The sequence below is a fragment of the Novosphingobium sp. genome, from assembly GCF_032093395.1.
In the GTDB taxonomy this organism is placed as follows: Bacteria; Pseudomonadota; Alphaproteobacteria; order Sphingomonadales; family Sphingomonadaceae; genus Novosphingobium.
Genome location: NZ_DAMDBA010000037.1, coordinates 20263 through 46259, shown reverse-complemented (window position 1 = coordinate 46259; position 25997 = coordinate 20263). Strand labels below are relative to the sequence as shown.

21 protein-coding genes are annotated in these 25997 nt (G+C 65.6%); 7 read left to right on the top strand and 14 right to left on the bottom strand.

The annotated features are described in order from the left end of the window. Positions 1-647 (top strand): NAD(P)/FAD-dependent oxidoreductase (locus RT424_RS13640; RefSeq protein ID WP_313439093.1); only part of this gene is annotated, 647 nt, incomplete at its 5' end. A 56-nt stretch (positions 648-703) separates the two neighbouring features. Here RT424_RS13640 and RT424_RS13635 read toward each other — a convergent pair. The 5 genes from RT424_RS13635 to RT424_RS13615 form a co-directional block, all read right to left on the bottom strand. Then, the gene (locus RT424_RS13635; RefSeq protein ID WP_313439090.1) at positions 704-2146 is read right to left on the bottom strand and encodes an alginate export family protein; all 1443 of its coding nucleotides are present in this window, start codon (positions 2144-2146) and stop codon (positions 704-706) included. Positions 2147-2211: 65 nt separating this feature from the next. Next, the gene (locus RT424_RS13630; protein ID WP_313439088.1) at positions 2212-3402 is read right to left on the bottom strand and encodes a benzoate/H(+) symporter BenE family transporter; all 1191 of its coding nucleotides are present in this window, start codon (positions 3400-3402) and stop codon (positions 2212-2214) included. Positions 3403-3406: 4 nt separating this feature from the next. Then, on the bottom strand, positions 3407-4735 hold the full coding sequence (locus RT424_RS13625; protein WP_313439085.1) for an MFS transporter: 1329 nt from the start codon (positions 4733-4735) through the stop codon (positions 3407-3409). A 142-nt stretch (positions 4736-4877) separates the two neighbouring features. Continuing rightward, a complete protein-coding gene (gene pelA / locus RT424_RS13620; protein WP_313439082.1) occupies positions 4878-6200 on the bottom strand; it encodes a pectate lyase in 1323 nt (440 codons plus the stop codon). Continuing rightward, positions 6197-6370, bottom strand: coding sequence for a hypothetical protein (locus tag RT424_RS13615; RefSeq protein WP_313439079.1), 174 nt, complete (start codon positions 6368-6370; stop codon positions 6197-6199). The genes pelA and RT424_RS13615 overlap by 4 nt, the downstream gene beginning before the upstream one ends. Positions 6371-6520: 150 nt before the next feature. On the opposite strand from RT424_RS13615, the gene RT424_RS13610 reads away from it, so the two are divergent. The 4 genes from RT424_RS13610 (at position 6521) to RT424_RS13595 (ending at position 15365) form a co-directional block, all read left to right on the top strand. Continuing rightward, positions 6521-8779: a hypothetical protein gene (locus RT424_RS13610; protein ID WP_313439076.1), complete on the top strand. Its 2259-nt coding sequence runs from the start codon at positions 6521-6523 to the stop codon at positions 8777-8779. 20 nt (positions 8780-8799) lie between these two features. After that, complete coding sequence (locus RT424_RS13605) at positions 8800-10197, top strand: oligogalacturonate lyase family protein (protein WP_313439073.1); 1398 nt, start codon at positions 8800-8802, stop codon at positions 10195-10197. 154 nt (positions 10198-10351) lie between these two features. Continuing rightward, positions 10352-13081 carry a TonB-dependent receptor gene (locus tag RT424_RS13600; protein WP_313439070.1) on the top strand — a complete coding sequence of 910 codons (2730 nt, stop codon included), beginning with the start codon at positions 10352-10354 and terminating at the stop codon, positions 13079-13081. 43 nt (positions 13082-13124) lie between these two features. Continuing rightward, a complete protein-coding gene (locus RT424_RS13595) occupies positions 13125-15365 on the top strand; it encodes a glycoside hydrolase family 88 protein (RefSeq protein WP_313439069.1) in 2241 nt (746 codons plus the stop codon). 57 nt (positions 15366-15422) lie between these two features. Here the strand turns inward: RT424_RS13595 and RT424_RS13590 are convergent, their stop codons facing one another. The 9 genes from RT424_RS13590 to RT424_RS13550 form a co-directional block, all read right to left on the bottom strand. Next, positions 15423-16157, bottom strand: coding sequence for a FadR/GntR family transcriptional regulator (locus tag RT424_RS13590; RefSeq protein ID WP_313439066.1), 735 nt, complete (start codon positions 16155-16157; stop codon positions 15423-15425). A 131-nt stretch (positions 16158-16288) separates the two neighbouring features. Beyond that, on the bottom strand, positions 16289-17365 hold the full coding sequence (locus tag RT424_RS13585; RefSeq protein ID WP_313439063.1) for an FAD-dependent monooxygenase: 1077 nt from the start codon (positions 17363-17365) through the stop codon (positions 16289-16291). 5 nt (positions 17366-17370) lie between these two features. Beyond that, entirely contained in the window at positions 17371-18093 is a 723-nt protein-coding gene (locus RT424_RS13580) for a methyltransferase domain-containing protein (protein ID WP_313439060.1), read from the bottom strand. Continuing rightward, the gene (locus tag RT424_RS13575; RefSeq protein WP_313439057.1) at positions 18090-19199 is read right to left on the bottom strand and encodes a type III polyketide synthase; all 1110 of its coding nucleotides are present in this window, start codon (positions 19197-19199) and stop codon (positions 18090-18092) included. Before RT424_RS13575 ends, RT424_RS13580 begins: the two co-directional genes overlap by 4 nt. Continuing rightward, a complete protein-coding gene (locus RT424_RS13570; RefSeq protein WP_313439054.1) occupies positions 19196-20428 on the bottom strand; it encodes a beta-ketoacyl-[acyl-carrier-protein] synthase family protein in 1233 nt (410 codons plus the stop codon). The genes RT424_RS13575 and RT424_RS13570 overlap by 4 nt, the downstream gene beginning before the upstream one ends. Further along, on the bottom strand, positions 20425-20661 hold the full coding sequence (locus tag RT424_RS13565) for an acyl carrier protein (protein ID WP_313439051.1): 237 nt from the start codon (positions 20659-20661) through the stop codon (positions 20425-20427). Before RT424_RS13565 ends, RT424_RS13570 begins: the two co-directional genes overlap by 4 nt. A gap of 276 nt (positions 20662-20937) precedes the next feature. Continuing rightward, positions 20938-22185: a DUF3526 domain-containing protein gene (locus RT424_RS13560; protein ID WP_313439096.1), complete on the bottom strand. Its 1248-nt coding sequence runs from the start codon at positions 22183-22185 to the stop codon at positions 20938-20940. A gap of 26 nt (positions 22186-22211) precedes the next feature. Then, a complete protein-coding gene (locus tag RT424_RS13555; protein ID WP_313439048.1) occupies positions 22212-23651 on the bottom strand; it encodes a DUF3526 domain-containing protein in 1440 nt (479 codons plus the stop codon). Further along, on the bottom strand, positions 23648-24400 hold the full coding sequence (locus RT424_RS13550; protein WP_313439045.1) for an ATP-binding cassette domain-containing protein: 753 nt from the start codon (positions 24398-24400) through the stop codon (positions 23648-23650). Before RT424_RS13550 ends, RT424_RS13555 begins: the two co-directional genes overlap by 4 nt. A gap of 247 nt (positions 24401-24647) precedes the next feature. On the opposite strand from RT424_RS13550, the gene RT424_RS13545 reads away from it, so the two are divergent. Further along, the gene (locus RT424_RS13545) at positions 24648-25592 is read left to right on the top strand and encodes a DMT family transporter (RefSeq protein WP_313439042.1); all 945 of its coding nucleotides are present in this window, start codon (positions 24648-24650) and stop codon (positions 25590-25592) included. A gap of 71 nt (positions 25593-25663) precedes the next feature. Beyond that, entirely contained in the window at positions 25664-25945 is a 282-nt protein-coding gene (locus RT424_RS13540; protein ID WP_313439039.1) for a hypothetical protein, read from the top strand. The last annotated feature ends 52 nt before the right edge of the window (positions 25946-25997 follow it).

Below are 25997 nucleotides of genomic sequence, written 5' to 3'. Positions count from 1 at the left end.
CGCACGGCGTCGATCTGCGCACCGGCGTGGCGGTGGAATGCCTCGAGGGCGACGGGCACAAGGTAACCGGCGTGAAGCTGGCGGACGGCGAAGTGCTCCCCGCCGAGGCTGTCATCGTCGGCATCGGCATCGTTCCGGCCGTCGGCCCGCTGATCCTGGCGGGCGCGGCAGGCGCCAACGGTGTGGACGTGGACGAATATTGCCGCACCTCGCTGCCCGACATCTACGCCATCGGCGATTGCGCGGCTTTCGCCTGCGACTTTGCGGGCGGCACGGTGATGCGTGTGGAATCGGTGCAGAACGCCAACGACATGGGCACATGCGTGGCCAAGGCGATCTGCGGTGACGAGAAGCCCTACAAGGCCTTCCCGTGGTTCTGGTCCAACCAGTACGACCTCAAGCTTCAGACTGCGGGCATCAACCTGGGCTTCGACCAGACCGTGATCCGCGGCAATCCCGAGGACCGCAGCTTCTCGGTGGTCTACCTCAAGGAAGGCAAAGTGCTGGCGCTGGACTGCGTGAACATGGTCAAGGACTACGTTCAGGGTCGTAAGCTGGTGGAAGCGGGCGCAAAGCCCGACCTCGCCGCGCTGGCGGACAAGGACAGGCCGCTCAAGGAATTGCTGGCGGAGCAATCACCGGCCTGACCTCAATCGATATCGGAAAAGTTTGCGGCCGCCCGGATCGGGCGGCCGCTTTCGTATCAGAACCGGAAAGTCGCATAGGCCGCTGCGTAGAACAGGTCGCGGCCCGGCTTGAACTTTTCCGAAACGTCTCCGTAGATCGTGTAGAAGCCCAGGGTCGTGAACGGGTTCAGCGCATAGCGCCCGGCCGCCGTGGCCCGCTTGCCGAAGAAGCGGGAATCGCTCTCGTCGGCGCTGCGCAGCACCTGCCCGCCCAGCGAGTAGACGCCGTCGTGGATCGAGGTGCGCCACAGTCCCGCCGCCGAGAAGTCCAGCGTCAGGCGGGCGTTCGGTTGCAGGGTCAGCATCGGCTGGAAGATCGTCAGGTTGTGCGGGCCGAGGTCGCCGTTGTAGGTGAGGGGCTTGGGGAACAGCGGGCCATAGGTGCCGAGCTTGCCGTCGTTTGGATTGCGGTCTCCCGAACCCACGTCCACGCGAAGGGCCAGCTTGGGTTTCCAGCCCGACGCCCAGCCATGGGCCACGGTTCCGGTCACGTAATAGGCGTCGATATCGAGATTTCCGAAGGAGCCCCACTGGCGGATCGCCTCCACGTCGACACTCCAGGCATTGGCCTTTCCGGCATAGCGCAAGGAAAGCGTGCGCCGCCGGTCCCGGGCCGCCGCCGCGCTGTCGAAGGCGACGCTGGCGCGGTCCGAGGCGACGAACAGCATTTCCGCCCGCGACGAGCGTGCCCCGGAACCGAAATTGCGCCCGGCGTGGAAGCCGGTAAGGTCATAGTCGTGATTGGTTTCGTCATCGAACGTGCCGAGTTTTTCCAGCACGGCATGGCCGGTCAGGAAGCCGCCGTCCCATGGACCTGTGCTGCCCATGACGCGCAGCAGGTCGAGCGAGCGGCGCGTGTTGGCGCCTTCGCGCATGTCGAACACCGTCTGGTTGCCGATGCCGATTTCCTGACGCCCGAAGCGCGCGGTAATCTTCGCCTGGCCGACCGGAACATGCGCCTCGATGAAGGCCTGGTTGAAGTCTAGGCGTCCCTCCTCGATCGGCGCCATCACGGAATCGAGGCCGGAGCTGGTGGCATGTTCCAGATCGACGAAGGCGCGGAACAGTCCTTCGATCTGGAGATCGCCCCAGACGCGGGTGCGCTGCTGGAAATTGCCGTCATCGTCTTGCGGCCCACGGCCCCAGCGCTCGCCGATGCGCAGTTCCGGGCGCAGCCGCAGTTCTCCGCCAAGCGTGGCGTAAGTCTTGCCCGCCAGCGGGATGTACTTGAGCCGGGTCCACAGGTTCTGGTCCCTTACCGCGCGGAAGCTGGAGTAGTCCTCGTCATGATTGATCGGCTTGAAGGCGGGTTTGGGCGCCTTGGGCCGGTTGGGCGTCTCCGGCGCTGACGCCGTGACGACGGGTGCCTCTGCCTGCGCCTGCGCTTGCGGAGGAGGGGGCGCGGCCGCCGGAACCGGGGCAGCCGCCGAGGTCAGCGCAAGCGCCATCATATCGAACATTCCTATTCTCCCGAATTTCCTGGCCCGATCGGGCTCTGATTTTTCTATTGTCCTGTTGATGGCGATCAGGTCGCCGCGGCTCGCATCGGGCGCGATGCGAGGGTTTGGAGCACGTGGACCGACAGCCCGAAGATCAGCCCCCAGAACGCCGATCCCAGCCCGGCGAGCGTCATTCCCGAGGCGCTCACCGCGAACGTCACGAGCGCGCCGTCACGCCCTTGATCCGCGCGCAGGGCGGTGCTGAGTGAACTGGATACGACCGGGAACAGCGCCAGCCCCGCCAGCGCGGCGATCAGGGTCTTCGGCAGGGTCGCGAACAGCGCCAGCACGGTGGCCGCGAAAGCGCCGAAGAGGAGATAGGTCACGCCGCCCGCAATCCCGGCGAGGTAGCGCTTCCGGGGATCGGGGTGCGCATCGGGGCCGAGACAGATGGCGGCCGTGAAGGCCGCCAGGTTGAGGCCGTGGCAGCCGAACGGTGCCAGCAGGATCGACCCGATCGCGCTGGCCGAGACGATCGGCCGCGCCGAAGGCTCCGCGTAACCGGCGGCGCGCAGCACGGCGATGCCGGGAAGGAACTGTCCGGTCAGCGCGACCACGGCCAGGGGAAGGGCGATGTTGGCCGTCGCGGCCCAGTCGAACCGGGGCGTCGTCCAGACCGGCAGGGTCAGGCGGGGAGTCCCGATCGTACCCGTGAGCCCCCCCTCGATCATGGTCAGTACGAGTCCCGTCGCCAGCACCGCGACTACGGCATAGCGCGGCGCCAGTACCCGTCCGGCGAAGAAGGCGGCGATCATTGCGATGACCATCAGCGGCGCCGAAGGCACGGCGCCCACCATGTCGATCACGAAGCGGAAGAGGATGCCCGCCAGCATGGCCGCCGTGATCGCGGCAGGCAGGCGGCGCATCAGCCGATCGAAGGTACCCGATGCGCCGACCGCCAGCACCGCCAGGTTGGCGACGATATAGGCGCCCACGGCCGTCGCGAAATCGGTCTGCGGCAGCATCGTCACCAAGAGTGCCGATCCCGGCGCGGACCAGGCGATCACGATCGGCACGCGCCAGCGCCAGCTCAGCACGATGCCCAGCACGCCGCTGCCGATCGAGATCGCCCAGATCCACGAGGCGACGAGTTCGGGTTTCAGCCCTTGCGCGGCCTGGAACACGATCACCAGCGGCCCGGCATAGGAAATGGTGGTGGCGATGATCCCGGCGATGATCGCCGGGATCCACGATGTCTGCCGCGTCGTCATGGTCATCCGCTCAGGCCGCGAGGGCGTAGTCCGGCTGGATGCGCTGTTGACGGCGGCTCACCATATAGAGCGCCGTGGCCAGTACCGAGACGAGTCCGGGAACGGCGAAGGCGATGAAGTTGAGCATCATCGGCAATTGCGCCGCCAGCAGCAGGCCGCCCAGCATAGGCCCGACGATCGCGCCGATGCGGCCCATGCCCGAAGCCCAGCCGAGCCCGGTGGAGCGCACCGATAGCGAATAGAACTCCGCGACACTGGCGTAGAGCAGGATCTGCGTACCCGTGGTCCCCGCACCCGCAATGAAGATCAACAGATAGAGTACCGGCATCGCGCTGTTGAGGCCGAGCAGGGCGATGCAGAGCGCGCCGAGGGCGAAATAAGCCATGACCACGCGGGGCAGTCCGAACCGGTCCGCCAGGCGGCCTCCGGCGATGGCGCCGAACATGCCGCCGAAATTGAGTGCCAGCAGGAACGAGAGGCTCGACCCCAGGCTGTACCCGGCGCTGCGCATGAGTTGCGGCAACCAGGAGCCCAGCGCGTAGACCATCAGCAGGCAGCAGAAGAAGCACAGCCACATGGAAAGCGTGCCGAGCGTCCGGCCATGGCGGAACAGTTCCGATACCGAAGCGCGCCCGCCGCCGCTTTCCTGATAGACCAGCCTGCCGCTTGTCGCGGCTTCGGGCGAAAGGTGCTGAAGGATGGCGCGTGCCCGGTCCTGCTCGCCCTTGCGGATCAGGAAACCGGCGGATTCCGGGAGCCCGCGCAGGACCACCGGCAGCAGGACGAGCGGAACGGCAGCGGCAAAGAACATGACCTGCCAGCCGAACAACGGCAGCAGCCAGATGCCTAGGCCCGCCGCGACCATGCCGCCGACGGCGTAGCCGCTGAACATCAGCGCCACGAGCGTGCTGCGCATCCGCTTCGGCGCATACTCGTTGGTAAGCGCAACGGCATTGGGCATCAGCCCTCCGCAGCCGAGACCCGCCACGAAGCGCAGCAGGCCGAACGTCATCGGCGTCGTAGCGAAGCCGTTGACGAAAGTGGCCGCGCTGAAAAGGGTAAAGCAAATGGCGATGCAGGTCTTGCGGCCGATACGGTCACCCAGCGGCCCGAACAGGAGAGCGCCGGACATCATGCCGAATAGCGCCCAGCTGGCCAGCGAGCCGGCTTGGGGCGCGGTAAGCTGCCAGTGCTCCATAAGTTGTGGAAGCACTACACCGTAGATGAATACATCGTATCCATCGACGATGAGAAGTAGTGCGCAGGCGACGATTATCTTTAAGTGAAAGCTACTGAACCTGGCTTCGTCGACACAGCGACCCACGTCGATATTATGCATATCGATTCCCTCTCCCATACCACTTTGCGTGATTACGAGGGAGCGTGATCGATTTGCAGCCGATCAACAAATACCGATTGAGTCAGCAATCGATACGCCGTGGGTATGTGGCCGCCGGTTCTCGGTGCGAAGGAACGGTCTCTCAGTCTGCGCGCGATGTTCCGGATGCGGATTTCCTGCTCCAGCCGGCATAGGCATCCAGCGCTTCCTGCGGAGCAGTGACCCACCAGTTGTAGCCGTTGCGGCGGCCGACCGATATCTCGTTCACGTCATCGTGGATCGAGCGGTCCTTGTCTCCGAAGATCGGCAGGCCCGACACCACATCGTAATTGCGCGACCAGAGCGGCCCGCCTCCCGCGCGCGGAAACAGCTTGCGGCCGTCCTCGGTCTTTTCCCAGGCATGATCGCGGAGCGCAACCTGCTTGAGCCACGCGATGCCGCCTTCGATGGCGGCGCGCACGGCGGGGGAGGGCGAGGGCTGGTTCATCAGGAAGATCAGCACATCGGTAGTCTCGCCGCTCGCGACCGATCGCGGTTCGTAATTGCGGGCGGAGATCGGCTCCAGCGTCAGCGGATCGACCTGTTGCGGCCAGCCGAGCAACCTTCCGTCCCGGCGTACCTGCGCGGCAAGGATCACGTCGACCGCCTTGCCCACCGCCGCGCCGGCCCTCTGCCGCAGAGAGCCGGGGACGAAGCGATAGGCCGGCGCCTGCGCCACGTCCTGAAGCAACATCGCCGCTTTGGCGACAGCATTGTCGTTGAAGGTGATGCCGTCGTGGAAGCCGCCTTCCAGCGGCCAGATCTGCGGCCAGCCGCCGTTGGGATACTGCGCCGCAAGGAGGTATTCCACGCCCTTGACGATGCTCTCGCGATAGCGGGCGCCCTCGTTTCCGGGCATGGCCTCCGACATGCGTGTCAGGAACCGCATCTCGGTGGTAGTGGCATCGTTGTCCAGCGTGCCGACGAATGTCCAGAACCGGTCGTAAGGGGCGTCGAAATTCGCCGGATCCTGGACCATGGTCTCGGCATCGTTGCCGTAACGCTGCCCGGGCAGGCGGGCCGGGCCGGCACGGTTTTGGTTCTTGCTCCAGCCTCCGGCGGGTGTCTGGAAGCTTACCATGGTATCGGCGATATGCCGGGCTTCGGCGGACTTGTACCACGCCGCGGGCCTATCGAGCGGCATGTTGTAGTGGGAGGGACCGACGGCCTGCGGCGGCGGCGGCGGGGTCTGTCCCGGCTGGAGTTCGGCGGCCAGGGACTGGCGATCGACGCGCGCCTGGGCCTTGGAGCGGAGCAGGTAGGCAAGCCATACCGCCTGCTCGGCATCGGGAAGGGTGCCGATGCGGGCTTCCGTCAGAGTCAGCGCGGGCTGGTTGATGGCGATGACTTTGGCCGCGGCAGGCGAGAGGCCGTCGGCCAACGCCGCAGCGACCAGACAGAACGCAAACATGCGCGCGGATTTCATGATCTCTCTCCCGTGACCTGCGGATCGGCGTGGGTGCTTGGAAGCCTGAAACCGGGCCGGTCTTCAGGCAGCACCTCTTCGGAACAGTCTGCTATCATGCGGAAAATCGATCGAGAAGAGGGAAAATCGAAAGTCATCATATAACTTTCGCCATTTTTGCGTTCCGTCATTGACACCGGTAACCCGTTCATGATGAGAGGGGGCAAAGGCACCGCTGCAAGGTGCCGTCATCCGGGAGCGGCATCATGATCCAGTCGTCGGCAAGCGGCGGTTCGGCACGATCGAGCGGAGCAAGGTTGGCATTGTCAGGCCTTTTATCGATGTCCTGCCTGGTCGGGGCCGTGGCGCCGGTCTTTGCCGGCACGGCGGGGGGCTTTGCCGGCACGGCGCTGGGGGCAGCCGATCGGATCGATCGCCGGGCACTGGTCCAGCGGCACAATCCGGTGCTTACGGCCATAGATCCGCATGCGCCGGTCATGCTGGGCAATGGCGCGATCGGCTTCACCGCCGACATCACCGGCCTCCAGACCTTTCCTGACCGATATTCGCCGCTGGCACCGCTGCTGACGATGGCGCAATGGGCATGGCACAGTTTTCCGGATAAGGCGGGCTACGCCGAGAAGGACGGTCTGGTGCAGGTGCCCGTGCCGGGACGCGGCGAGCAGCCCTACGCCTGGATGCGTTCCTGGGGCGATGCCGAAACCAACCCGGCGCTCAACTGGCTGCGTGCCAATCCCCATCGCATCTCGCTTGGCCGCGTGGCGATGACCATGGACGGCAAGGCGCCGCGCTTCGAGGCCGTTTCCAAGACCCGTCAGGTGCTGGACATGTGGTCCGGAACGCTGACAAGCCGCTTCGCCTATGAAGGGGTGCCGGTCACTGTCGTTACACGGGTACTGCCGGGGCGCGATGCGATCTCGGTGGAAGTCACATCCCCGCTCGCCGCTTCCGGGCGCCTTGGACTGGTGGCGCGCTATCCCGCCGTAGATGCACGGATCAACCCCGATCCTTCCTTATGGAGCGACGATCGCGGCAAGACGCGGATCCTTGCGCAGGGACCGAGCCGCATCCGATTGCAGCGCGATCTTGACGCCACCCGTTATTGGTCCACCGTGGAAAGCGACGGCATTCTTGCTTTTGACGGTAGGGCGACGGTCGGTGCGAAAGGGCAGGGCAGCGAGACCATCCGCCTGACCGTAAGCTACGATCGCACGGCCGCCTCGGCCTCGTTGCCGCCTGTCCAGGAGGGCGGCCGGGCCGTGGCCGATCACTGGCAGGCCTTCTGGACCCGAGGCGGAGCGGTGGACTTCAGTGGCAGCACCGATCCGCGCGCCGTCGAACTGGAGCGCCGGGTCGTGCTTTCGCAGTATCTCTCGGCGATCAACGGCGCCGGGGAACTGCCGCCGCAGGAGGAAGGACTGTTCTCCAACAGTTGGTTCGGCAAGTTCCACCTCGAAATGCACCCCTGGCACTCGGGCTGGCAGGCGATCTGGGGGCATCCCGAACTGCTCGAACGCAGCCTGCCATGGTATATCGCGCATCTGCCCAAGGCGCGGGAGGAGGCGGCCCGTCACAAGGTTCGCGGCGCCTGGTGGCCCAAGATGGTGGGGCCGGAGGGGCGCAACAGTCCCAGCCTGGTCTCTCCTTTCATCATGTGGCAGCAGCCGCATCCGATCCTGATGGCGGAACTGGTCTGGCGGGCCGGGAAAAGCCGCGCGGTACTCCTGCGTTACGGCGAACTGGTGGAGGCGACGGCCGATCTCCTGGCATCCTGGCCCACCGGGGCGAATGGCCGGATGAACCTGGGGCCGCCGCTGATTCCCGCCCAGGAGAACTACGATCCGCTGACGACCGCCAATCCCACTTTCGAGCTCGAATACTTCCGCTGGGCGCTTCAGACGGCGCAGGCATGGCGCGAGCGACAGGGGTATCCGCGCAAGGCCGAGTGGGACGAGGCGATCGGGCGGCTTGCTCCACCACCGATGCGCGCCGGGCTTTACCTGCCGGTCGAAACCGTGCCTGACTTCTGGCAAGTGGCACGCTCGCCGGCATGCCGGGGCAATGCGGTGGCGGAAGCCTGCAAAAACCGGGATCACCCATCTTTCCTGATGGCTTACGGTTTCATTCCCGGCGATCGCATCGATCGGGCGGCCATGCGGCGCACGCTCGATGCAGTGGCCGCGAATTGGGACTTGCGCCAGACGTGGGGCTGGGACTTCCCGATGCTGGCCATGGCCGCGGCGCGCCTGGGAGAGCCGAACAAGGCCATCGACTGGCTGTTCGCCGATCGCAAGAACAACCAGTGGGGGCCGACCGGCATGACGCCTCGGGTCCACCTCGATGCCCATGCCGAGGATCTCGTGCCGGTTTCCGGAGGAGCTGGCGGCGTCGCGCTGGAAGATAATCCGGACGGTGCCGGCTATCGCCGGGCGGCGGAGACCTACTTCCCCTCGAACGGTGCGCTGCTCATGGCCGTGGGCCTGATGGCGGGCGGCTGGGACGGGTCGAAGGGGCATGCTCCGGGATTTCCGAAAAAGGGCTGGAAGGTACGCGTCGAAGGACTGACGCCTGCGCCCTGATTGCTTGTTGGGAGATGACGATGACCTGGGAACGGCAGAGCCGACGCGGATTGCTGAAGGGCCTGGCAACGGGGAGCTTGGCAGCGGGTGGGCTGGCGGCGGGTGCTCTGGTGACGGCGTCGCGGAGCAGGGCGGCGCCTGCCCCTTCCGCTCCGGTGCCGGATCGCCTGGCGGACGCGCCGCCGAAGGACTGGATGGACCCCGTGACCGGTTATCGCATCGTCCGTCTCAGTCCCGACGAGGGCGGCGGCAAGCTCTATTTCTACAAGAACAGCTTCACGCCCGAGGGTGACCTGATGGTCATGTCCACGCCCTCTGGCATCGTCGCGGTGGACTTGAGGACGCAGGCGCTCCGCAAGCTCGTGAGCGATCCCAAGGCCGACCTGTTGTTTACCGCGCGGCGCTCTCGCCGGGTTTTCTACAGCGTCAGCGATCCCGGCGAGGAACAGCCGATGGACCGCCCGCGCACGATCTTCTCGGTCGATATCGACAGCGGACGGAAGCAGCGGATCGGCAGGATTCCCAACGGGCAGATCAATGCGGCCAATGCCGACGACACCCTCATGCTCGGCTTCGTCGCCTATGGCGCCAAGCCGCTCCAGCCGGGCGTCGCCGACCCGCGCAACCGGCGTTTCGATCAGGCCGAATATTCCGCCAAGGGGCCGGACGGAAAGCCGCTGAACTTTGCGCGGGCCAAGGGGGTGCGCATGCTCGAACGCTGGGCGGCGCGCTATCCGATGGAGATATTCACGCTGGATCTGCGCAGCGGCGAGCGTCGCACGATCCACAAGACCAACGAATGGATCGGACACACCCAGTTCTCGCCCACCGACCCGCAGCGCCTGATCTTCAGCCACGAGGGTCCGTGGCATCGCGTCGATCGCATGTGGACCATGCGCACCGATGGCAGCGACCTGCGCAAGCTCCATCAGCGCACGATGAACTTCGAGATTTTCGGCCATGAATGGTTCGGAGCGGACGGGCGGGAGGTCTTCTACGACCTTCAGACCCCGCGGGGCCAGGTGTTCTGGGTCGCCTCAGTCAATCTCGATACGGGCGCACGCGTATGGCGGCGGGTGGAGCGCAACGACTGGTCGGTGCACTTCAACCGCTCGCCGGACGGGACGTGGTTCGCCGGTGACGGCGGCGATGCGGACATGGTCGCTCATGCGGGCGATGGAAAGTGGCTGGTCCTTCTCCAGCCGGAAGAGGTTCCCGATGCCGACCCGCAGAGCGACCAGGCGGACCTGATCTCCACGCAGGTCATGCGATCGACCCGGCTGGTGAACATGGCCGCGCACGATTATCGCCTGGAACCCAACGTTACCTTCACGCCCGATGGACGATGGATCGTGTTTTGCTCCAACATGCATGGACGGAACCACGTCTACGCCGTGGATCTCGCGACCGCAAAATGATGTCGTATGAGCGGATGATCGGTTTCGGCTGGCCGTGCTGATATCGAGATAAAATCCTGAAACAATGCTGTTGCCAGACACGAAATGTTGTCATACATCTTTTCCATTGACACCGGTATCAATGAAAATGCCGGGCAAATGGAGAGGGAAGACCATGAGAGAGCGCTTCGGTGCAAAGGCTCGACTGGCGCTGGGAACATCGGCGCTGGCCGCCATGCTGGGCTTGTCCGCTCCGGCAACGGCGCAATCCACCGTTTCCCAGCCGGAGCAGGACTCTTCGGGCGAGGCCATAGGCGGCGTTTCGGCGCCGGAGATCATCGTCACCGGGTTTCGCACCAGCCTGGACAAGGCCTTGACGATCAAGCGCGGTGAAGCGGGTGCGGTCGACACGATCCTCGCCGAAGACATGGCAGACTTTCCCGATCTCAACCTGGCGGAATCGATCCAGCGCCTTCCCGGCGTGACGATCGAACGCGACGGCGGGCAGGGGCGCACGATCAGCGTGCGCGGCCTGAACGCGGATTTCACGCGCGTCCGCATCAACGGGCTGGAGGCGCAGGCGGCCTATGGCAGCAACCGCAGCCGCGGCTTCGATTTCTCGATCTTCGCCTCCGAACTCTTCAACTCGATCACCGTGCGCAAGACCCAGTCTGCCGAGATCGAGGAAGGCTCGCTGGGCGCGACGGTCGATCTTCAGACCGGGCGGGGCCTCGATTTCGGCGCCGGTCTGCATGGCGCCCTTTCCGCCCAAGGCTCGTACAACGACCTGTCGGAAAAGCTCCTGCCCAGGATCGCAGGCCTGCTCAGTTGGGCCAACGCCGACGAGACGTTCGGCGCACTTGTCTCGGTAGCCTACAGCGAGCGCAAGCCGACCAGCGAAAGCTTCAACACCACCCGCTGGCAGAGCGGCGATCCGTCCCTGGCCTATGGCGCCGGCAACAATTTCGCGGGCTGTGCAACCTGCACCACGCCCGAACAGCGCAGCGAGCTGCTCTCCGCCTACTATCCGCGCATTCCGCGCTATACCATCGGGCAGTTCTCGGAGGATCGCCTGGGCATCACCGCGTCGCTGCAGTGGAAGCCATCGGACGACACGGAGATCACGCTGGACGGCCTGCTTTCGCGGTTCAACCAGGAAGCGGAAAGCCCCAACATCGAGGCGATCAGCTTCAGTCGCGCCGCCGGCGGGGTGCGCGAAACGGGCGTGCGCGACTACGAGATAGACCCGACCAAGAACACGATCTCCTATGGCGTGTTCGATAAGGTGGATGTCCGGTCCGAGAACGGCTTCTCCCGTGACGAAAGCAGTTTCACGCAGCTTTCGTTCAACGCCCGTCATGCGTTCACCGATCGTTTCCGGGGCCGCATCAAGCTGGGAACGTCGCATTCGAAGGCGCGGACCCCGCTTTCGGTGTCCTACATGTTCGACGCCACCAACCGGGACGGCTACACTTACGACTTTCGCGGAAACGACCGCCTGCCGCAGATTTCCTATGGTTTCGACGTAACCGATGGGCGCAATTTCACGCTCACCGAATGGCGCCGGAGCACCGGCGGCGCGGACTACCGCCTGAAGACCGCAGCGGGCGCGCTGGAATACGACCTGACCGACCAGATCACCATCAAGGCCGGCGGCGAGTATCGCACTTACGGCTTCGACACTTACGGGTTCCAGCAGGCGGTCTCGGTCCTTTCCGGCAGCGACCGGGCGACCGACGTGACCAATCTGGGCAAAGTGGAAACCATCGGCGGCGGCCTTGCCATACCCGGTGGAACCGATCTCGATTACATCACCCCGGACATCGGGAAAATCAGCGAATTCCTGAGCATCTACGACGACCCGCTGGTCCCGACCTACAACGGCGTGCGCGAAGTGAAGGAACGCGATACCGGCGCTTTCGTACAGGCCGATTTCGACACCGATATTTCCGGCGTCACCGTGCGGGGCAATGTGGGCCTGCGCTATGCCCACACGGGCACGACCTCTTCGGGTTACCTCAACACCGACTATGTAACCGTGAAGAACGGATACGATGACTGGCTGCCGTCCTTCAACCTCGCGATCGAGCCAGGCGGCGATCTGGTGTTGCGGCTGGGTGCGGCGAAGGTGATGTCGCGTCCGGCCCTGGGCGATCTGACGCCGGGCGGCAGCCTGTCCACGCCGACACGCCGCGTTTCCTACGGCAATCCATTGCTCGATCCCTTCCGCGCGACGAACTACGATGCCTCGGTGGAATGGTACTTCGCCAAGGAATCGCTGCTGGCGGCGGCGGTGTTCTACAAGAAGATCGATTCCTTCATCACCACCGTCACCGACGTGGTGCCCTGGTCCAGCCTGGGTCTTCCCGACAGCCTGCTGATCGGTACGCCGGCCTCTCCGGACGAGGACTTCGAAGTCACCCGCAAGATCAACGGCAAGGGCGGCACCCTCAAGGGACTGGAAGTGCAGTACCAGCAGCCGTTCTCGTTCCTGCCGGGGCCGCTTCGGAACCTGGGCTTTATCGGCAACGTGACCTTCGTCGATTCCAAGGTCGATTACGGCGATTACGGCAAGAACCGCCTGACCGGGCAGTCCAAGTTCATGTACAACGCCACGCTCTACTACGAAACCAAGCGCTTCAGCGCCCGCGTCTCGGCGGCCTATCGCGACAGCTACCTGCTGTCCTTCCCGGGTGGAAACAACAATACTGAGGAGGGCGTCAACAGCACGCTGAACCTGGACGCCTCGATTTCCTATGAGTTGAACGACAATATCAAGCTGTCCGTCGAAGCCGTGAACCTGACCGACGAATATAACGACCGCTATGTCGACGCGACCGATCGTGTGTCCAACTACAGGCACTTCGGACGCGAGTTCCTGTTCGGCGTGCGTGCCACGTTCTGACCGGGCCAGTCCCGATGCGGATCCCCATGCGAGGAGATAGGGTGTGAAAGTGAGGCGCAGGTACTGGCATCGGGTTGCGGGCGCGCTGTTGCTCTCGGGAGCCTCGATGACGCCGTGGGGTGCGTCTTGCAAGGAACTCCAGGCGCAAGTGGACGGCGTCGATCCGCAATGGCTGCGCGTGCCGCCGCGTCCCCACCTCGATACCGAGGGCGCGCGCCTGCCGACGCGGGCGGAAGCCCTTGCGGCAGCGGAATACGTCAGCGCCGCCCAGATCGCCGACATGGCGGCCCGGCCCATACCGCTCTCCACCGGCGGCGCCTTGGATGCGATGGCGCCCAACTGGGTATCGGCGGTCTACTACGTGGGCGCGGCGCGGCTTGCGCGGGTTTCCGAACGGCCGGACACCCTGCGGTTTCTCACCATGATCGCCGAGCACTATCACTATGCGGTGCGCGGCGCCCGCTCGGGCGTGACGATGCTCAATGCCGACGATATCGCGGTGGGGGATCTCTACGAGGAACTCTATAGCAGGCGGCGGCAGGACGGCGTGCTGATGCCCTTGCAGCAGCGGCTCGACTGGCAAGTGCCGCACCTTGCGCGCAAGGAAGACACCAAGGCGCTGGTCTGGTGGTGGTGCGATGCCCTGTTCATGGCCCCCCCGGTGCTTGCGCGCATGTCCGCGATCACCGGCGAGCCCAAGTATCTCCTGGCGGCCGACAAGGAATGGCGGCGCACGGCGCGGCGGCTCTGGGTGCCGAAAGACCGGCTGTTCCTGCGCGACGAGCGGTTCGCGGGGCGCAGCGAGGCGAACGGCCGGCCGATCTACTGGGCAAGGGGCAACGGCTGGGTGCTGGGCGGCCTCGCGCGTTGGCTGGAGGCCATGCCGGCGGACCAGCAGGGGCGCGACTATTACCTCGACCTGTTCCGGACGCTGGCCGGACGCATTGCCGAACTCCAGCGGCCCAGCGGCCTGTGGAGCACAAGTCTGCTCGCGCCCGAAGCCTATCCCGAGCCGGAGACTTCCGGTTCGGCCTTCTTCGTCTACGGACTGGCCTGGGGCATCAACCACGGCCTGCTCGATCGTGCGACCTACCTGCCGCATGTTCTCAAGGGCTGGGCGGGCCTGAACCGGCAAGTGCTTCCGGACGGCCAGTTGGGTGCCGCTCAGAAGACCGGTGATCAGCCGGTACATACGGCCGCCCGCGATACCGGGCCTTACGCCAATGGCGCCTATATCCTGGCGGCACTGGAAATCGCCGATCTCTCCGGGCCGGTGCAGGCTCTGCCTCATGCGGAGCCGACCAAGGACAGCCCGGAAGTGATCGCCGCGACCTCGCCGGCGCCCCCCGCACCGAAGACCGTTCGCGGTCCCGTGGAAATGGCCAGGCGCGCGGCGGAGATGAAGGCCACTGCGGCACTTGCCTACGATCCGGCCATGACGGGCCGTCCTTCCACGGTGGAGCCGCTTCCGCCGCCCTCCCCGGCGGAGCGCGCCCCCCGCGCCATTGCGCGCTTTGCGCCGGATCGGCTCGACGACCTGCTTTGGGAAAACGATCTGGTGGCGCACCGCATCTACGGCCCGGCCCTGCAGGCCAAGGAGGCGCCCTCGGGATCGGGCATCGATACCTGGGCAAAGCGCGTGCGCTGGCCGTTTATGGATCGCCAGTTGAAGTTCCCGAACTATCACATGGATCGCGGCGAGGGGCTGGATTACTACGATGTCGGCCGTTCCCGCGGCAGTGGCGGGCTTGGCATCTGGTATGACGACAAGCTCTGGACGAGCCGAAATTTCGCGACCTACAGGATCGAGGAGACTGGCGGAAAGGTCGCGCGGTTCTCCGCCACGTACAAGCCCTGGCCGGTCGATGTCGTGCGAAAGGTCTGGGAAAGCCGGGAGTTTTCGCTGCCGCTGGGATCGCACTTCACCCGGATGCGCTCGACCTTGCAGTCGGACAGCAAGGAGCCGCTGGTCGTGGGCATCGGCATCGGCAAGAAGAGCAATGCGAACGGCAAGGGTTTTGTCGCCCGAGACGAGGCTTCGGCGCGCATGACATACTGGGAGCCCGAAAGCGCCGAGCACGGCACGCTGGGGATCGCCATCGCGGTCGATCCCGCAATGCTGGTGGGCTTTACCGAAGACGCGGAGAATTATCTGGTGCTCGTGAAGGTCCGGCCGGGCCAGCCTTTCACCTATTACATGGGATCGGCATGGGATCGCGGCGGCGACGTTCCCGACCGCGCGGCCTGGGAAAAGCTGGTGGCGGGCGAGAGGTTCGCGTTCTGAAACGGGCTCCGCCTGCCGTTTCCCCGGCGATAGTTATCGTATAACTATCGCCGGCTTCTAATCGCTTGTGGCATCAAGCTCACTGTCGGAGATGGCATCGCTTAATTCGGAATGGCGCATCAGGCTTTCCTGCATGTGCTGACGGGCAGCGGCGCGCGCGCGTTCGATATCCATGCGCACGATCGCATTGAGCACGGCATCATGCTCGTCATGGACCTTTTCGACATAGTCCTGATGGGCCACGGATGAACGGTCCCGAAGATACAGATTCCGCGGCGGAACAAGGCGAACGCCGAGAAAGTCGATGAAGCGAACGAAATACTCGTTCTTCGTCGCACGGGCGATGGCCATGTGGAACTGGGTGTCGGCCAGGGCCGAGGCAGCCGGATCGTCCGCCACCTCGCGCATATGTTTCAGCGCCGTACGCAGGGCCACGATATCGTCCTGATCGCGCCGCGCGGCGGCAAGGCCGGCCATTTCCGTCTCAATCGCCAGGCGCATTTCCAGCAGCTTTATGATGTCCGAGAGTTCGGACAATTCTTCGCGCGTCACCTGGAACGCGCGGTAGCGGGCGCTTTGGGATACATAGACGCCGGACCCCTGCCGTGCCTCTGCATAGCCTTGCGCTTCGAGCCGGGCGACGGCCTCCCTCACGACGGTCCGACTGACTTCCTCGGACTCCGCGATTTCCTTCTGCGATGGCAGTTTGGCGCCGGGTGCCAGTTCGCCGGACATGATGCCGCTCCTGAGCTTCGCATAGAGTTCGTCAGCCAGCGAAACGGCTTTGACCATCGGCTATCTTTCACTTCGATCTTGCGGCGAGAATGCCCGAAGAAAGAACTCTACGGCATCGCCCGAGGATATTACAGAGCCGATTTCGAGCTTGTATGATCAATTTTGGGGCGAAGTTCGAGTGGGGAAGGTCATGCAAGCCGTGTCGCAGCGGCAAGGCGGCCGAGCAGCGGCGGCCAGAACCGGAGCAGGCCCATTGCGATCGGCAGTACCGGCAGCGCGGCAAGCTGGTGGAGCAGCATCGCCTTGCGCACCTGCCCGGCGATTTCCCGGCGCAGCAGGCCGGAATAGGAGGCCGAACTCCGGCCCGCGCGGAGGCAATCGACCGCCAGAGCCGCGCTGCGCAGCGCGATGGCCATGCCGTCTCCGGTGAGCGGAGCGGTCAATCCCGCCTGATCGCCGAGGCGGAACAGGCCGGGGCGGTCGTCGGCCGGGTGATGGAGGTAACCATAGGGCAGGCCGGCGATGGAAGCCGGGCGGTCCAGCATTTCCAGCGCCCCGTCCAGTCTGCGCGCGACATGATCCTCGCGCATGAGTTCCGCCAGCAGATCGGTCCAGGATCCGCCGAAGCGCTCGCGCCGGACCAGTACGCAGAGGTTCATGACCCGCTCAGCCACGCGCTGGAGCCCCAGATAGCCACCGTCGAAAAGCACCAGTTCAACGGCATGGCCGAGTTCCTCGTCCTGCCGGGCTGGAATTTTCCAATGCATCTTGAAGGCGATATGCCGGGACCGTTCGCCTCCATCCGGCCGGTTCATGCCGCGCAAGTCATGCTTGCCGGTGGCCAAAAACAAGGTCTTCGCGGGGAATCGCCCCGCGCTGGTGCGGAGGCCGCCGTCTTCGATGGCCGTAACCCGGGTGCCGCGCAGAACCCTGGCGCCCGCTGCCGCGGCGGCATCGAGCAGGGCTTCGTCGAGCACTTCCCGGCTGACCCCCAGCGCCGTGAAGGGAAGGCGGGATTCGGCGCTCTTCCGGCCGCTCACGATTCGTACGCGATCGATCGGCACCGCGCCGAGGCGCAGCGGTTCGAACGCCATGTCGCGCAGGTCGCGCTGGGCTTCGACGGAAAGGAATTCGCCGCAGACCTTGTGATGAGGGCCGGACTGGCGTTCGAACAGGTCTACGCCGATACCCGCGCGGGCGAGCCTGAGCGCGGCCGAAGCCCCGGCAAGGCCGCCGCCCAATACAGCCACGGACTCTATGGGCACCGGCTCTACCACTTCGTCCGCTCCACGCAGTAGCGGAACGGAAAGCGCCAGTTCACACGCGCTGTGCCGATCAGGCCGGCCTGGCCGAGCAGCACGTCCCAGTCGTCGCGGCGAAAGGCGCGGGCGATGGACAAAGGGCCGTCATGCCGCACGAAAGGGTGCCAGCGCATCGCCGCCGCCAGCAGCGAAAAGCCATGATAGGCGAAGCGATGTCGGTGCAGATCGTTCACTAACCAGCCGAGCGCGGCCTTTCGTTCCATCCATTGCAGGAAATCCAGGATCCCGGCGTCTGACATGTGGTGCGTGACCAGCGAACTCACCACGAGATCGACCGGCTCGTCCTCGGCCATGGCGAAGGCATTGCCGGTGCGGTAGTCGATTGTCGTCGTCGGGGATGGGGCGGGGGGCGTCAGGCGACGGGCGGCGGGTTCGCTGCGCGGGTTGATATCGAAGCCGATCAGCCGAACCTCGCGCCCTCGCTTGCGCGCGTGTCGGGCGAGCGCTCGCAGCATGTCCCCCGCGCCGAAGCCCACATCGACCACGGTCAGCTTCCGCCCCGGCGGCGTGGCGGCGAAGGCCCGGTCCAGGAAGGCCAGCGTCGGCAGTCTTGCGAGCGTGATCGTGTTGACTTTCGCCAGATCATCGAGGCAGGCGGCGAACTCCTCCGGCGATACGCCATCGCCGTCCATCCACTCGGGCTCGCCGGATCTTCGGCGCAAGTCGATCACGCGGGCAGCAACCTGAACCGGAAGGTCTCTGCGGCAAGGCCGGGGCCGAACGCCATCGCGATACCGTTCCCGCCTGCGGTCGCGGCACCGCCTTGCGTCCGGTCCTCCAACATAGCCGCCAGCACGAACATCAGCGTGGCCGAAGACATGTTTCCGAACCTGCGCAGCACCTCCCGCGAGCGATGAAGCGCATCGGCTGGCAGGTTCAGCGCGCGGTCCACCGCGTCCAGGATCGTGCGGCCGCCGGCATGGACCGCCCAGAGATCGTAGTCGGCCGGAGACAGCCCGCGAAAGATGCTGCCCGGGTCGTTGCGGCCGCGCTCCGCACGCAGGGCATTGGCAATGAAGCTCGGCACCTGCCCGTCCAGATGCATGTCGAAGCCCTGGTCGCCGATCCGCCAGGTGATCGCCTCGCCCGATCCGGGGATGGCGGCGGAGCGAAAGTCGGTGAGGGCGATACCGTGCGGCTCTGCGGTCACCAGCGCGGCTGCGGCGCCGTCTCCGAACAGCAGCATCGACAGCAGCTTTTCCAGATCCTGCGTGCGCTGGAAATGGAGCGTGCAGAGTTCGAGGTTGACCACCAGCACGCGCGCCTCGGGCTCGGAACGGACGATGTGGTGGGCCGATCGCAGCGCATTGACCGCAGCGTAGCAGCCCATGAAGCCCACGACGGTGCGCTCCACGGCGGGGTCGAGTCCCGCTTGAGACACCAGCACCTGGTCCAGCCCCGGCGCGACGAAGCCGGTGCAGGAAGCGAGCACGAGATGGGTCACGCCCTCGGCGGCGATATCGGTGCTGAGGGCACGCACCGCCTGCAAGGCCAGAACCGGGGCGTCGCGCTCGTAGCGGGCCATGCGCGCGGCGGTCGAGGGCCAGTGTCCCAGGCCGTAGAAGCGGTCGCGATCGGTGATGCGACCGTCGGGCAGGACTTCGGGCTGGATGAACGAGAAGCGCCGCTCGATCCCCGCGCGCGTCACCATGCGGTCGAACAGGCGAGCATGGGCCGGGTCCGACAGGGAGGCCCGCACGAAACCGACGAAGGCGTCGTGGACCTGATGCGGCGGCACCGCCGTGCCGATGGCGTTGACGTGTGCGATTGCGGTCATGATGCGATCCTGCCCACGAGCACGGCGTTGAGCCCGCCGAAGGCAAAGCTGTTGGAAACCAGTACCCGGTGATCGATGGGCCTGGGCTGGAGAGCCAGCGGCAGGTCGCATTCGGGATCAGGCCCTAGATGATTGAGGACCGGCGGCGCCACGCCGCGCGCCAGCGCTTCCATGCCGATGACGAATTCCATGGCGGCGGTTGCGCCGATCAGGTGCCCATGGGCGGACTTGGTGGCGATCACCGTGTGATCGCGCAGCGCGGAGCCATAGACCGCTTTCAGCGCGGCGGCCTCCACCACGTCGTTGAGGCGGGTGCCGGTGCCGTGGGTGGAGATCAGTGCGGATTCGTTCGGTGCGATCCCGGCATCCTCATGGGCCATGCGGATGGCAGCTTCGATCCCGCGCAAATCCGGAGCGGTCATTTCGGCGGCATCGCTGCTGCTGCCGTAGCCGGCCAGCTCGCCCAGAATTTTCGCGCCGCGCGTGCGGGCGTGTTCCTCGCTTTCCAGCACCACCATGGCCGCGCCTTCGCCCAGGACCATGCCCTTGCGATCTCGCGAGAAGGGGCGGCAGGTATCGTCGGCCATGACGCCGACGGAGTTCCAGGCGACCCAGGATCCCAGGGTGAGGCAAGCCTCGCTGCCGCCGGCAAGGGCCACCTCCACCCGGCCCGAGCGGATCATGTGCATGGCCTCTCCCAAGGCATGGGCGGAGGAGGCGCAGGCGCTGGAGATCACGAATGTCGGGCCGTGGCAGCCGAGCAGCATCGCCAGATGGCTGGCGGGGGCGGAGATCATCGAGGCCGGGATGGTCTGGGGATGCACCCTGGCCATGTCGCGGGCGTAGAGCCGCTCGAAAGCCAGGTCCACCGTCGCATTGCCGCCGCTGCCGCAGCCGACCAGAATGGCGGTGCGATGTGCCAGCGAGGCGTGACTGCGCAGCCCGGCCGTTTCGACCGCTTCAAGCCCCGCGGTCAGGGCATGGAGAGAAAGCGGATCGAGTTGGCCCATGGGCCGCAGGTCCGCAGCGCCTAGTGCGGCCCGGCAGGCTTCGGCGTCTACCCAGGCGGCGGGCCCGTCGATGCGCCGGTTGGGATGCTCCGGGGGCGGTTCGCGCCGGAGCGGACGGATTGCGCCCTTGCCTTGCGCCACGTTCCGCCATGTTTCCGCAATTCCGATACCCAGGCCGCTGACGCAGCCGAAGCCGGTCAGGACGACCTTTCGGCTCATGAAGGCGCCAGTTGCCGCACGAGATTCACGAATTCCGCGATCGTGGAGGCTGGGTTCAACTGGTCGGGATCGATCTCCACGCCGAACTTGTCCTCGATGGCGAACAGCGTGCTGGCCACGTCGAGCGAGCCGATGTCGAGCTGTTCGAAAGTGGCATCGGGACGCAGGGCAGCCGGATCGAGGCCGGATTCTTCCGCTATCACGCCCAGTATCGCATCGGTGGAAACTGTCATGCCGCTCCTTTCCCCGTCAATCTATGGTGTGCTGGGCGCTGCTGCCGGAACGAAGCGACACGTGGCTCCATCGCGCATGCCGCATGGCAGGAGGGCAGCAGGAAGGCCGAGGTTGGGGCGGGCAATGCCGTCATGACGATCCTCCACCACGGCCGAAGGGATCGACCTAGGGTCAGGATATCACGACGGATCAGTCCCGTACATGAGTTTACGCCTTAAAGGGAGTCGACAAGCGGCGCGAAGGCGAAGCGGACGCCCCGCTTCGCCTTCGCGGCCTCATTCGAAGCGGGGTGCCTTGTCGAAGTCGCTTTTTCCGAAAGGTCGATCGCGGAACAGGTAGTCGTAGTAGAATGTCCGCAGGCGGCGGTGGTAGTCGCGGATACGCTCGCGGTAGGCGATCTGCGCCGCCAGGTCGGTCTCCGCCATGCGCGTCAGCAGCGCTTGCACCCCGACCGAGGGCAGCACCCAACCGATCCCGCGCGCCGCACGGTCCCGGCGTTCGAGGCCCTGGCGGTAGCCACCTACCTTGTCCGCGACGCTTTCGTCGCCCACCTGGTGGAAGGCGAAGTACCACTTATAGTGGAAATCCGTGCCGAGCGGAGCGGAATCGGCCCAATGGGGGTGATGCGCGTAGAAGCGCCGCATCGTCTCCTCACGCGGAATGTCCCAGGCGTGATTGACGGCCTCGCGCTGGGCGGAGGCGATCTCGGCGCCTTGCGGCAAGGGAATGGCGCGGTTGATCGCGACATGGCCGAGCGTCGGCAATACCAGCACGAGGACCAGCCAGAGCGCGCCAAGGCTTGCGGCATTGGCGACGCTGCTCCAGCGCAGGCGGCCGATCGCCGCGGACAGCCCCACCCAGAACAGCAGGTAGGCGGCGACCAGCAGCAGGATCACGAGAATGGAGCCTGCGTGAACGCCCGAGATCGCCGCCGCGACCAGGAAAGGAATGCCGATCGCGGTCCAGAGCAGCGCAAGACGCAGCACGGTGCGGCGGCGCCACAGGGCGGGGCCGCCATGTGGCAGCGCGGCCAGGGTGCGCCAGCGGCCCGCCTCGCGTTCGCTCGACGTCAGGTCATGGCACAGGGCAATGACGAAGAGCGGGGCCAGAAACACCAGGACGAAGGCGAAGTCGAAACGACCGGGGAGGGCCAGTTCGGGATTGAATGTGTCGCCGTCGTAGATCTGCGCTTCGAGCCCGAGTGCGCGTATGCGCAGGATATAGGGCGATACGTCGCGCATCCCCAGGGCCGCGAAGGCGAGCGGAGCAGGCGTGTCCCAGGTGGGATGGAAGCTGTAGTAGGCGGCGCTTCCCGCATCCTTTTCCTTGTCCACCCAGGTGGCGATGGCGCCGATGTCCTCGGCCTGGGCCACCGGAATGGCGGCGATGGCGGCGCGCTGGCGGGAAACTTCGGCCATCCCGGCGGCCAGCGCCGCGATCGTCAGCACCGCCAGCAAGGCGACCGCCGTCACGGCCAGGCGCTGGCGCAGCAGCAGGCGGGCCTCATGCATCCAAAGGTTCATCGGGCACAAGTTCATCGGCCACAAATTCATCGGCGCTCTCCAAGGCGGCGGGTGGCGAAGGCGAGCAGGGCTGCGGCAAACGCCAGCCAGCCCACCACCACGGCGAGATCGGGCAGGGCGCGTCTGGCGAGCGTCGCGCCATCTGGCGGGCGATAGGTGAAGTCAGGCATCTTTTCCCAGTTGTCGGCCTCGATCCGCTTGCGACTGTCTGCGCCGGCATCCTTGGCGGTGTCGTCGGCATAAGTGACGCTATCGGCCTGCAGCCGGTTCAGCCCCTGGACCAGGCCGTAGCGGTAGGCCTCCGCCTGTTCGAGGAACCCGCGATGCGCCGCAAAGTCGGTTCCCGCCGCCGCCATCGAAAGCGAATGCAGGGCGATCGTCGGGCTGATCACGCCCACTGCGCGCACGATGGCGTTCTGCCGGCCTTGCGCGGTGTAGCTCTCCATCCCGTAGCGGTCGAACAGGCCGGACGTGATCCTTTCCCCCTCCACCGCCAGCAGGCCCTTGTAGTTGACCGGCAGCTCCTCGATCCGGGTGACGCCATAGCGTTTCAGCACCGATTGTTTGAAGGCGGCGAAGTGCGGATCGTCGGGATTATGGGCATCGCCCAGCTTGCGCAGGTCGCGGGCGATGGCGACATCGGTCTGGAGCCGGTTCTCAAGCGGCACCACGGCGCGGGCGATATCCGGCGCCACGCGCGGCAGCAGCACCACGCTTACCGCCCAGATCGCGACGAGTGCAAGCAGCGCGTCGCGGCTGCGGCGCACCAGCGCGGAAACCAGAACGATCACCGTGACCCACAACAGCAGCCAGGCCGTATAGCCGAACACGATCGTCGCCATCGGCAGGATCGCGACGCCGGGCCCGCCGGCCAGCGCGACCAGTCCAAGTCCGGCGGGCAGTGCCACCAGCAAGGCGACCGTGCCCAGTGCGCGCAGCTTGCCGAGCACGATCTGTCCACGCGTTGCGCCCTGCATCATCAGCATGCGCAAGGTGCCGCGCTCCGTCTCGCGCGCGATCGCGCCATAACCGAGGAAGATCAGCAGCAGCGGCGCCACCGCCTGCAGCACGAAGGCAGGCGTCAACTGGCCGAAACGCACCAGCAGCGAACTCTGGTTGACGTCGCCGAAGTTGGCGGTGTTCTGGCGGTGGCCTTCGAGGAACATCGAACTGCCGGTAAAGGCGTCCACACCGGGGTCGAAGGCGGCGAGGGCGCCCGGTGGGCGGAAGATGAAGGTTCCATAGTGGACCATGCGGTGCGGATGCCGGTCGGGTTGGGCATCGAAAGCCTGTTCGGCTTCGTGCTGGTGGCGGGCGCGCAAATCCTCGATACCGCGTTGGTGGGCCCAGGAACTCGCCACGGCGACCACGGTGAGCAGCACCAGCAACACGCAGGCGATCACGGCGACGCGGTTGCGGCGCATCAGCTGCAATTCGTCGCGCGCTATGAGCGAGGTGGTGCTCATGCCGCCAGCTTTTCCCTGGCCACCGCGAACCGGGCATGCAGGGCCCGCACGTCGAAGCGCTCCGCACCGGGCCCGGTCGCTTCCGGTGCCTTCACATCCTCGGCGATGCGTCCGGCTTCGAGGAAGCAGATGCGATCGGCGATCTCGGCGGCGCTGAGCAGGTCGTGGGTCACCATCAGGATCGCCGTGCCGCGTTCGCGCACCGAAAGGACAAGCGCGTTGAAATCCGCCGTGGCACGGGGATCGAGGCCCGAAGTCGGCTCGTCGAGCAGCAGCACGGGCACTTCGCGCAACATGGCCACGGCAATGGCCACCTTCTGGCGCATGCCCTTGGAGAAGGCGCCGAGACGCTGGTCCCAGGCCCGCTCTTGCAGGCCCGCCGCCGCAAATGCGGCTACGATCGCCGCGCGGTCTTTGTTCGCGCCGGACAGCGCCAGCAGGTACTGCGCATTCTCCACGGCGGTCAGGTGTTCATAGAGGGCGACGTTCTCGGGCAGATAGGCGATCTGGCGCCGGGCTTCGTCGGGCGTCCCCGCCGGATCGATTCCGCAGACCGCGACGGTGCCCGCACTCGCCTTCACGAAGCCCAGCAAGGCCGAAAGCGTGGTGGACTTGCCCGCCCCATTGCCGCCGAGCAGGGCCGTGACGCTGCCTGCCGGTACCGACAGGGAAAGGCCATCCAGGACGAGGTGGTCTCCGTATGTCACGGATAGACTCTCGATGAGGATCGGCGGCAGCGATTCAGTCATGATGTTTCCCGAGCATTGCTGAAAAAGAGAGGATTCATGCGGCTTACGTCGCCTCTTGGCGCATTGAATGTTATGATGCAACATTACATTTATCCGGTCACACCACATGATTGCCCGCGCCGGGCATGGCACTGCGGGTGATTTTCCCTGTTGAGAGCCCCTGCTGCGGGAACCGCGGATATTGTCTGAAGGAATGTCGGCGCTCTATGGGGCGCCCCCTTTTCGGGAGGCCGATTCTGGAAGGTGAATGACGATGAACGCGGACGTGCAATTGCTGCCGATTGCCTCGATGCGTCCGCGCGTCCGCATGCCGTCTGCCAGGACCGGGGAATGGCTGCTGCTGCTCAGCCTGCTGCTTTGCTGGAGTTCCAGCTTCATCGGCATTCGCTTCACCGTCGATTTCGCGCCGATCACGCTGGTGGCGTTCTGGCGCAACCTCATCGCCGGGGTGGTGCTGTTGCCGTTCGCCGTCCTTCTGGGGCCGCGGCTGCGGCTTCGCCAGGTGGCGATCCAGGGTCTCTACGGCATTTTCGCCATGGCGGGGCTGATTCTGGGATGCGGGGTGGCCATCGAGCAGGGCGTGCCGACCGGCATCGTCGCCCTGATGTCAGACATGCTGCCGCTGGCGATCGTCCTGCTCTCGATCCCGATGATCGGCCAGGTCGTCGGTCGAGGAGAGTGGGTCGGCATCGGACTGGCCGTTTGCGGCATTCTGGTTGCCTCGGCCGGATCGTTCCACGTGGGTGCCGCGCCCGGTTGGGCTTATTCGCTGCCGTTGCTCGGCATGATATCCATTGCGGTCGTCACGCTGCTGCAGAAACGGTTGCCATCGACGATCCTGCCGATCCATCAGAGTCTCTGCATCCAGTCCCTGTCCAGCGCGGGACTGTTCCTGGCGCTGTCGTTCGTGGATGGGCGGGTGCTCCCGCCGGCAGAGCCCGCCTTCTGGGCAGGTATCGCCTGGCTCGTGCTGTTCGCGACGATCGGCGGCTACGGGCTCTATTATTTTGCGTTGAAGCGCCTCTCGTCGACCAGGGTCGGCAACATTCTCTATCTCAGCCCACCGGCAACCATGCTCTGGGGGCGCATCATGTTCGGTGAGCCTTTCTCGATGGGCATGGTCGTCGGACTTGCGATCACCCTGACCGGCGTCATGATCGCCTCGCGACATGGCGGAGAGCATCCCGTCTGACACGCGCGGAAACAGGTGCGGCGCGAGGCGGGCGGTGTTAAGCTCCGCTCATCCATGGAGAGGAGTATGGAATGCCGCTGATCGAACGCGCCGCTCGTGCCCTTGCAAAGTCCGAACACGGACATGACGACTGGGGCGGTCTGGGTCGGGACCGTCAGGAAGAATTTCGCAAGACCGCGATCGCGGTGATCCAGGCGCTGCGCGTGCCCACGCCGGTCATGTGCGAGGCTGGCCACAAGCTGCTTCTGCAGGATCGCGGCCTGTCCGTCGGCAGCAGCGATGCGCACGATGCCTGGCAGGTCATGATAGACGCGGCCGTCGGAACCGCGACGGCTTCTGCCGGGCGGGAGTAGGCCCTGAACCAACAAGGGCTGCCGTTCGGTCGTAACCGAACGGCAGCCCCGG

Coding starts and splice junctions, on each gene's coding strand:
- RT424_RS13540 (WP_313439039.1), top strand. CDS start 25,664: ATGCCGCTGATCGAACGCGCCGCTCGTGCCCTTGCAAAGTCCGAACAC.
- RT424_RS13625 (WP_313439085.1), bottom strand. CDS start 4,735: ATGCATAATATCGACGTGGGTCGCTGTGTCGACGAAGCCAGGTTCAGT.
- RT424_RS13555 (WP_313439048.1), bottom strand. CDS start 23,651: ATGAGCACCACCTCGCTCATAGCGCGCGACGAATTGCAGCTGATGCGC.
- RT424_RS13560 (WP_313439096.1), bottom strand. CDS start 22,185: ATGAACCTTTGGATGCATGAGGCCCGCCTGCTGCTGCGCCAGCGCCTG.
- RT424_RS13605 (WP_313439073.1), top strand. CDS start 8,800: ATGACCTGGGAACGGCAGAGCCGACGCGGATTGCTGAAGGGCCTGGCA.
- RT424_RS13630 (WP_313439088.1), bottom strand. CDS start 3,402: ATGACCATGACGACGCGGCAGACATCGTGGATCCCGGCGATCATCGCC.
- RT424_RS13545 (WP_313439042.1), top strand. CDS start 24,648: ATGACGATGAACGCGGACGTGCAATTGCTGCCGATTGCCTCGATGCGT.
- RT424_RS13590 (WP_313439066.1), bottom strand. CDS start 16,157: ATGGTCAAAGCCGTTTCGCTGGCTGACGAACTCTATGCGAAGCTCAGG.
- RT424_RS13575 (WP_313439057.1), bottom strand. CDS start 19,199: ATGACCGCAATCGCACACGTCAACGCCATCGGCACGGCGGTGCCGCCG.
- RT424_RS13600 (WP_313439070.1), top strand. CDS start 10,352: ATGAGAGAGCGCTTCGGTGCAAAGGCTCGACTGGCGCTGGGAACATCG.
- RT424_RS13635 (WP_313439090.1), bottom strand. CDS start 2,146: ATGTTCGATATGATGGCGCTTGCGCTGACCTCGGCGGCTGCCCCGGTT.
- RT424_RS13610 (WP_313439076.1), top strand. CDS start 6,521: ATGTCCTGCCTGGTCGGGGCCGTGGCGCCGGTCTTTGCCGGCACGGCG.
- RT424_RS13565 (WP_313439051.1), bottom strand. CDS start 20,661: ATGACAGTTTCCACCGATGCGATACTGGGCGTGATAGCGGAAGAATCC.
- RT424_RS13570 (WP_313439054.1), bottom strand. CDS start 20,428: ATGAGCCGAAAGGTCGTCCTGACCGGCTTCGGCTGCGTCAGCGGCCTG.
- RT424_RS13615 (WP_313439079.1), bottom strand. CDS start 6,370: ATGACGGAACGCAAAAATGGCGAAAGTTATATGATGACTTTCGATTTT.
- RT424_RS13550 (WP_313439045.1), bottom strand. CDS start 24,400: ATGACTGAATCGCTGCCGCCGATCCTCATCGAGAGTCTATCCGTGACA.
- pelA (WP_313439082.1), bottom strand. CDS start 6,200: ATGAAATCCGCGCGCATGTTTGCGTTCTGTCTGGTCGCTGCGGCGTTG.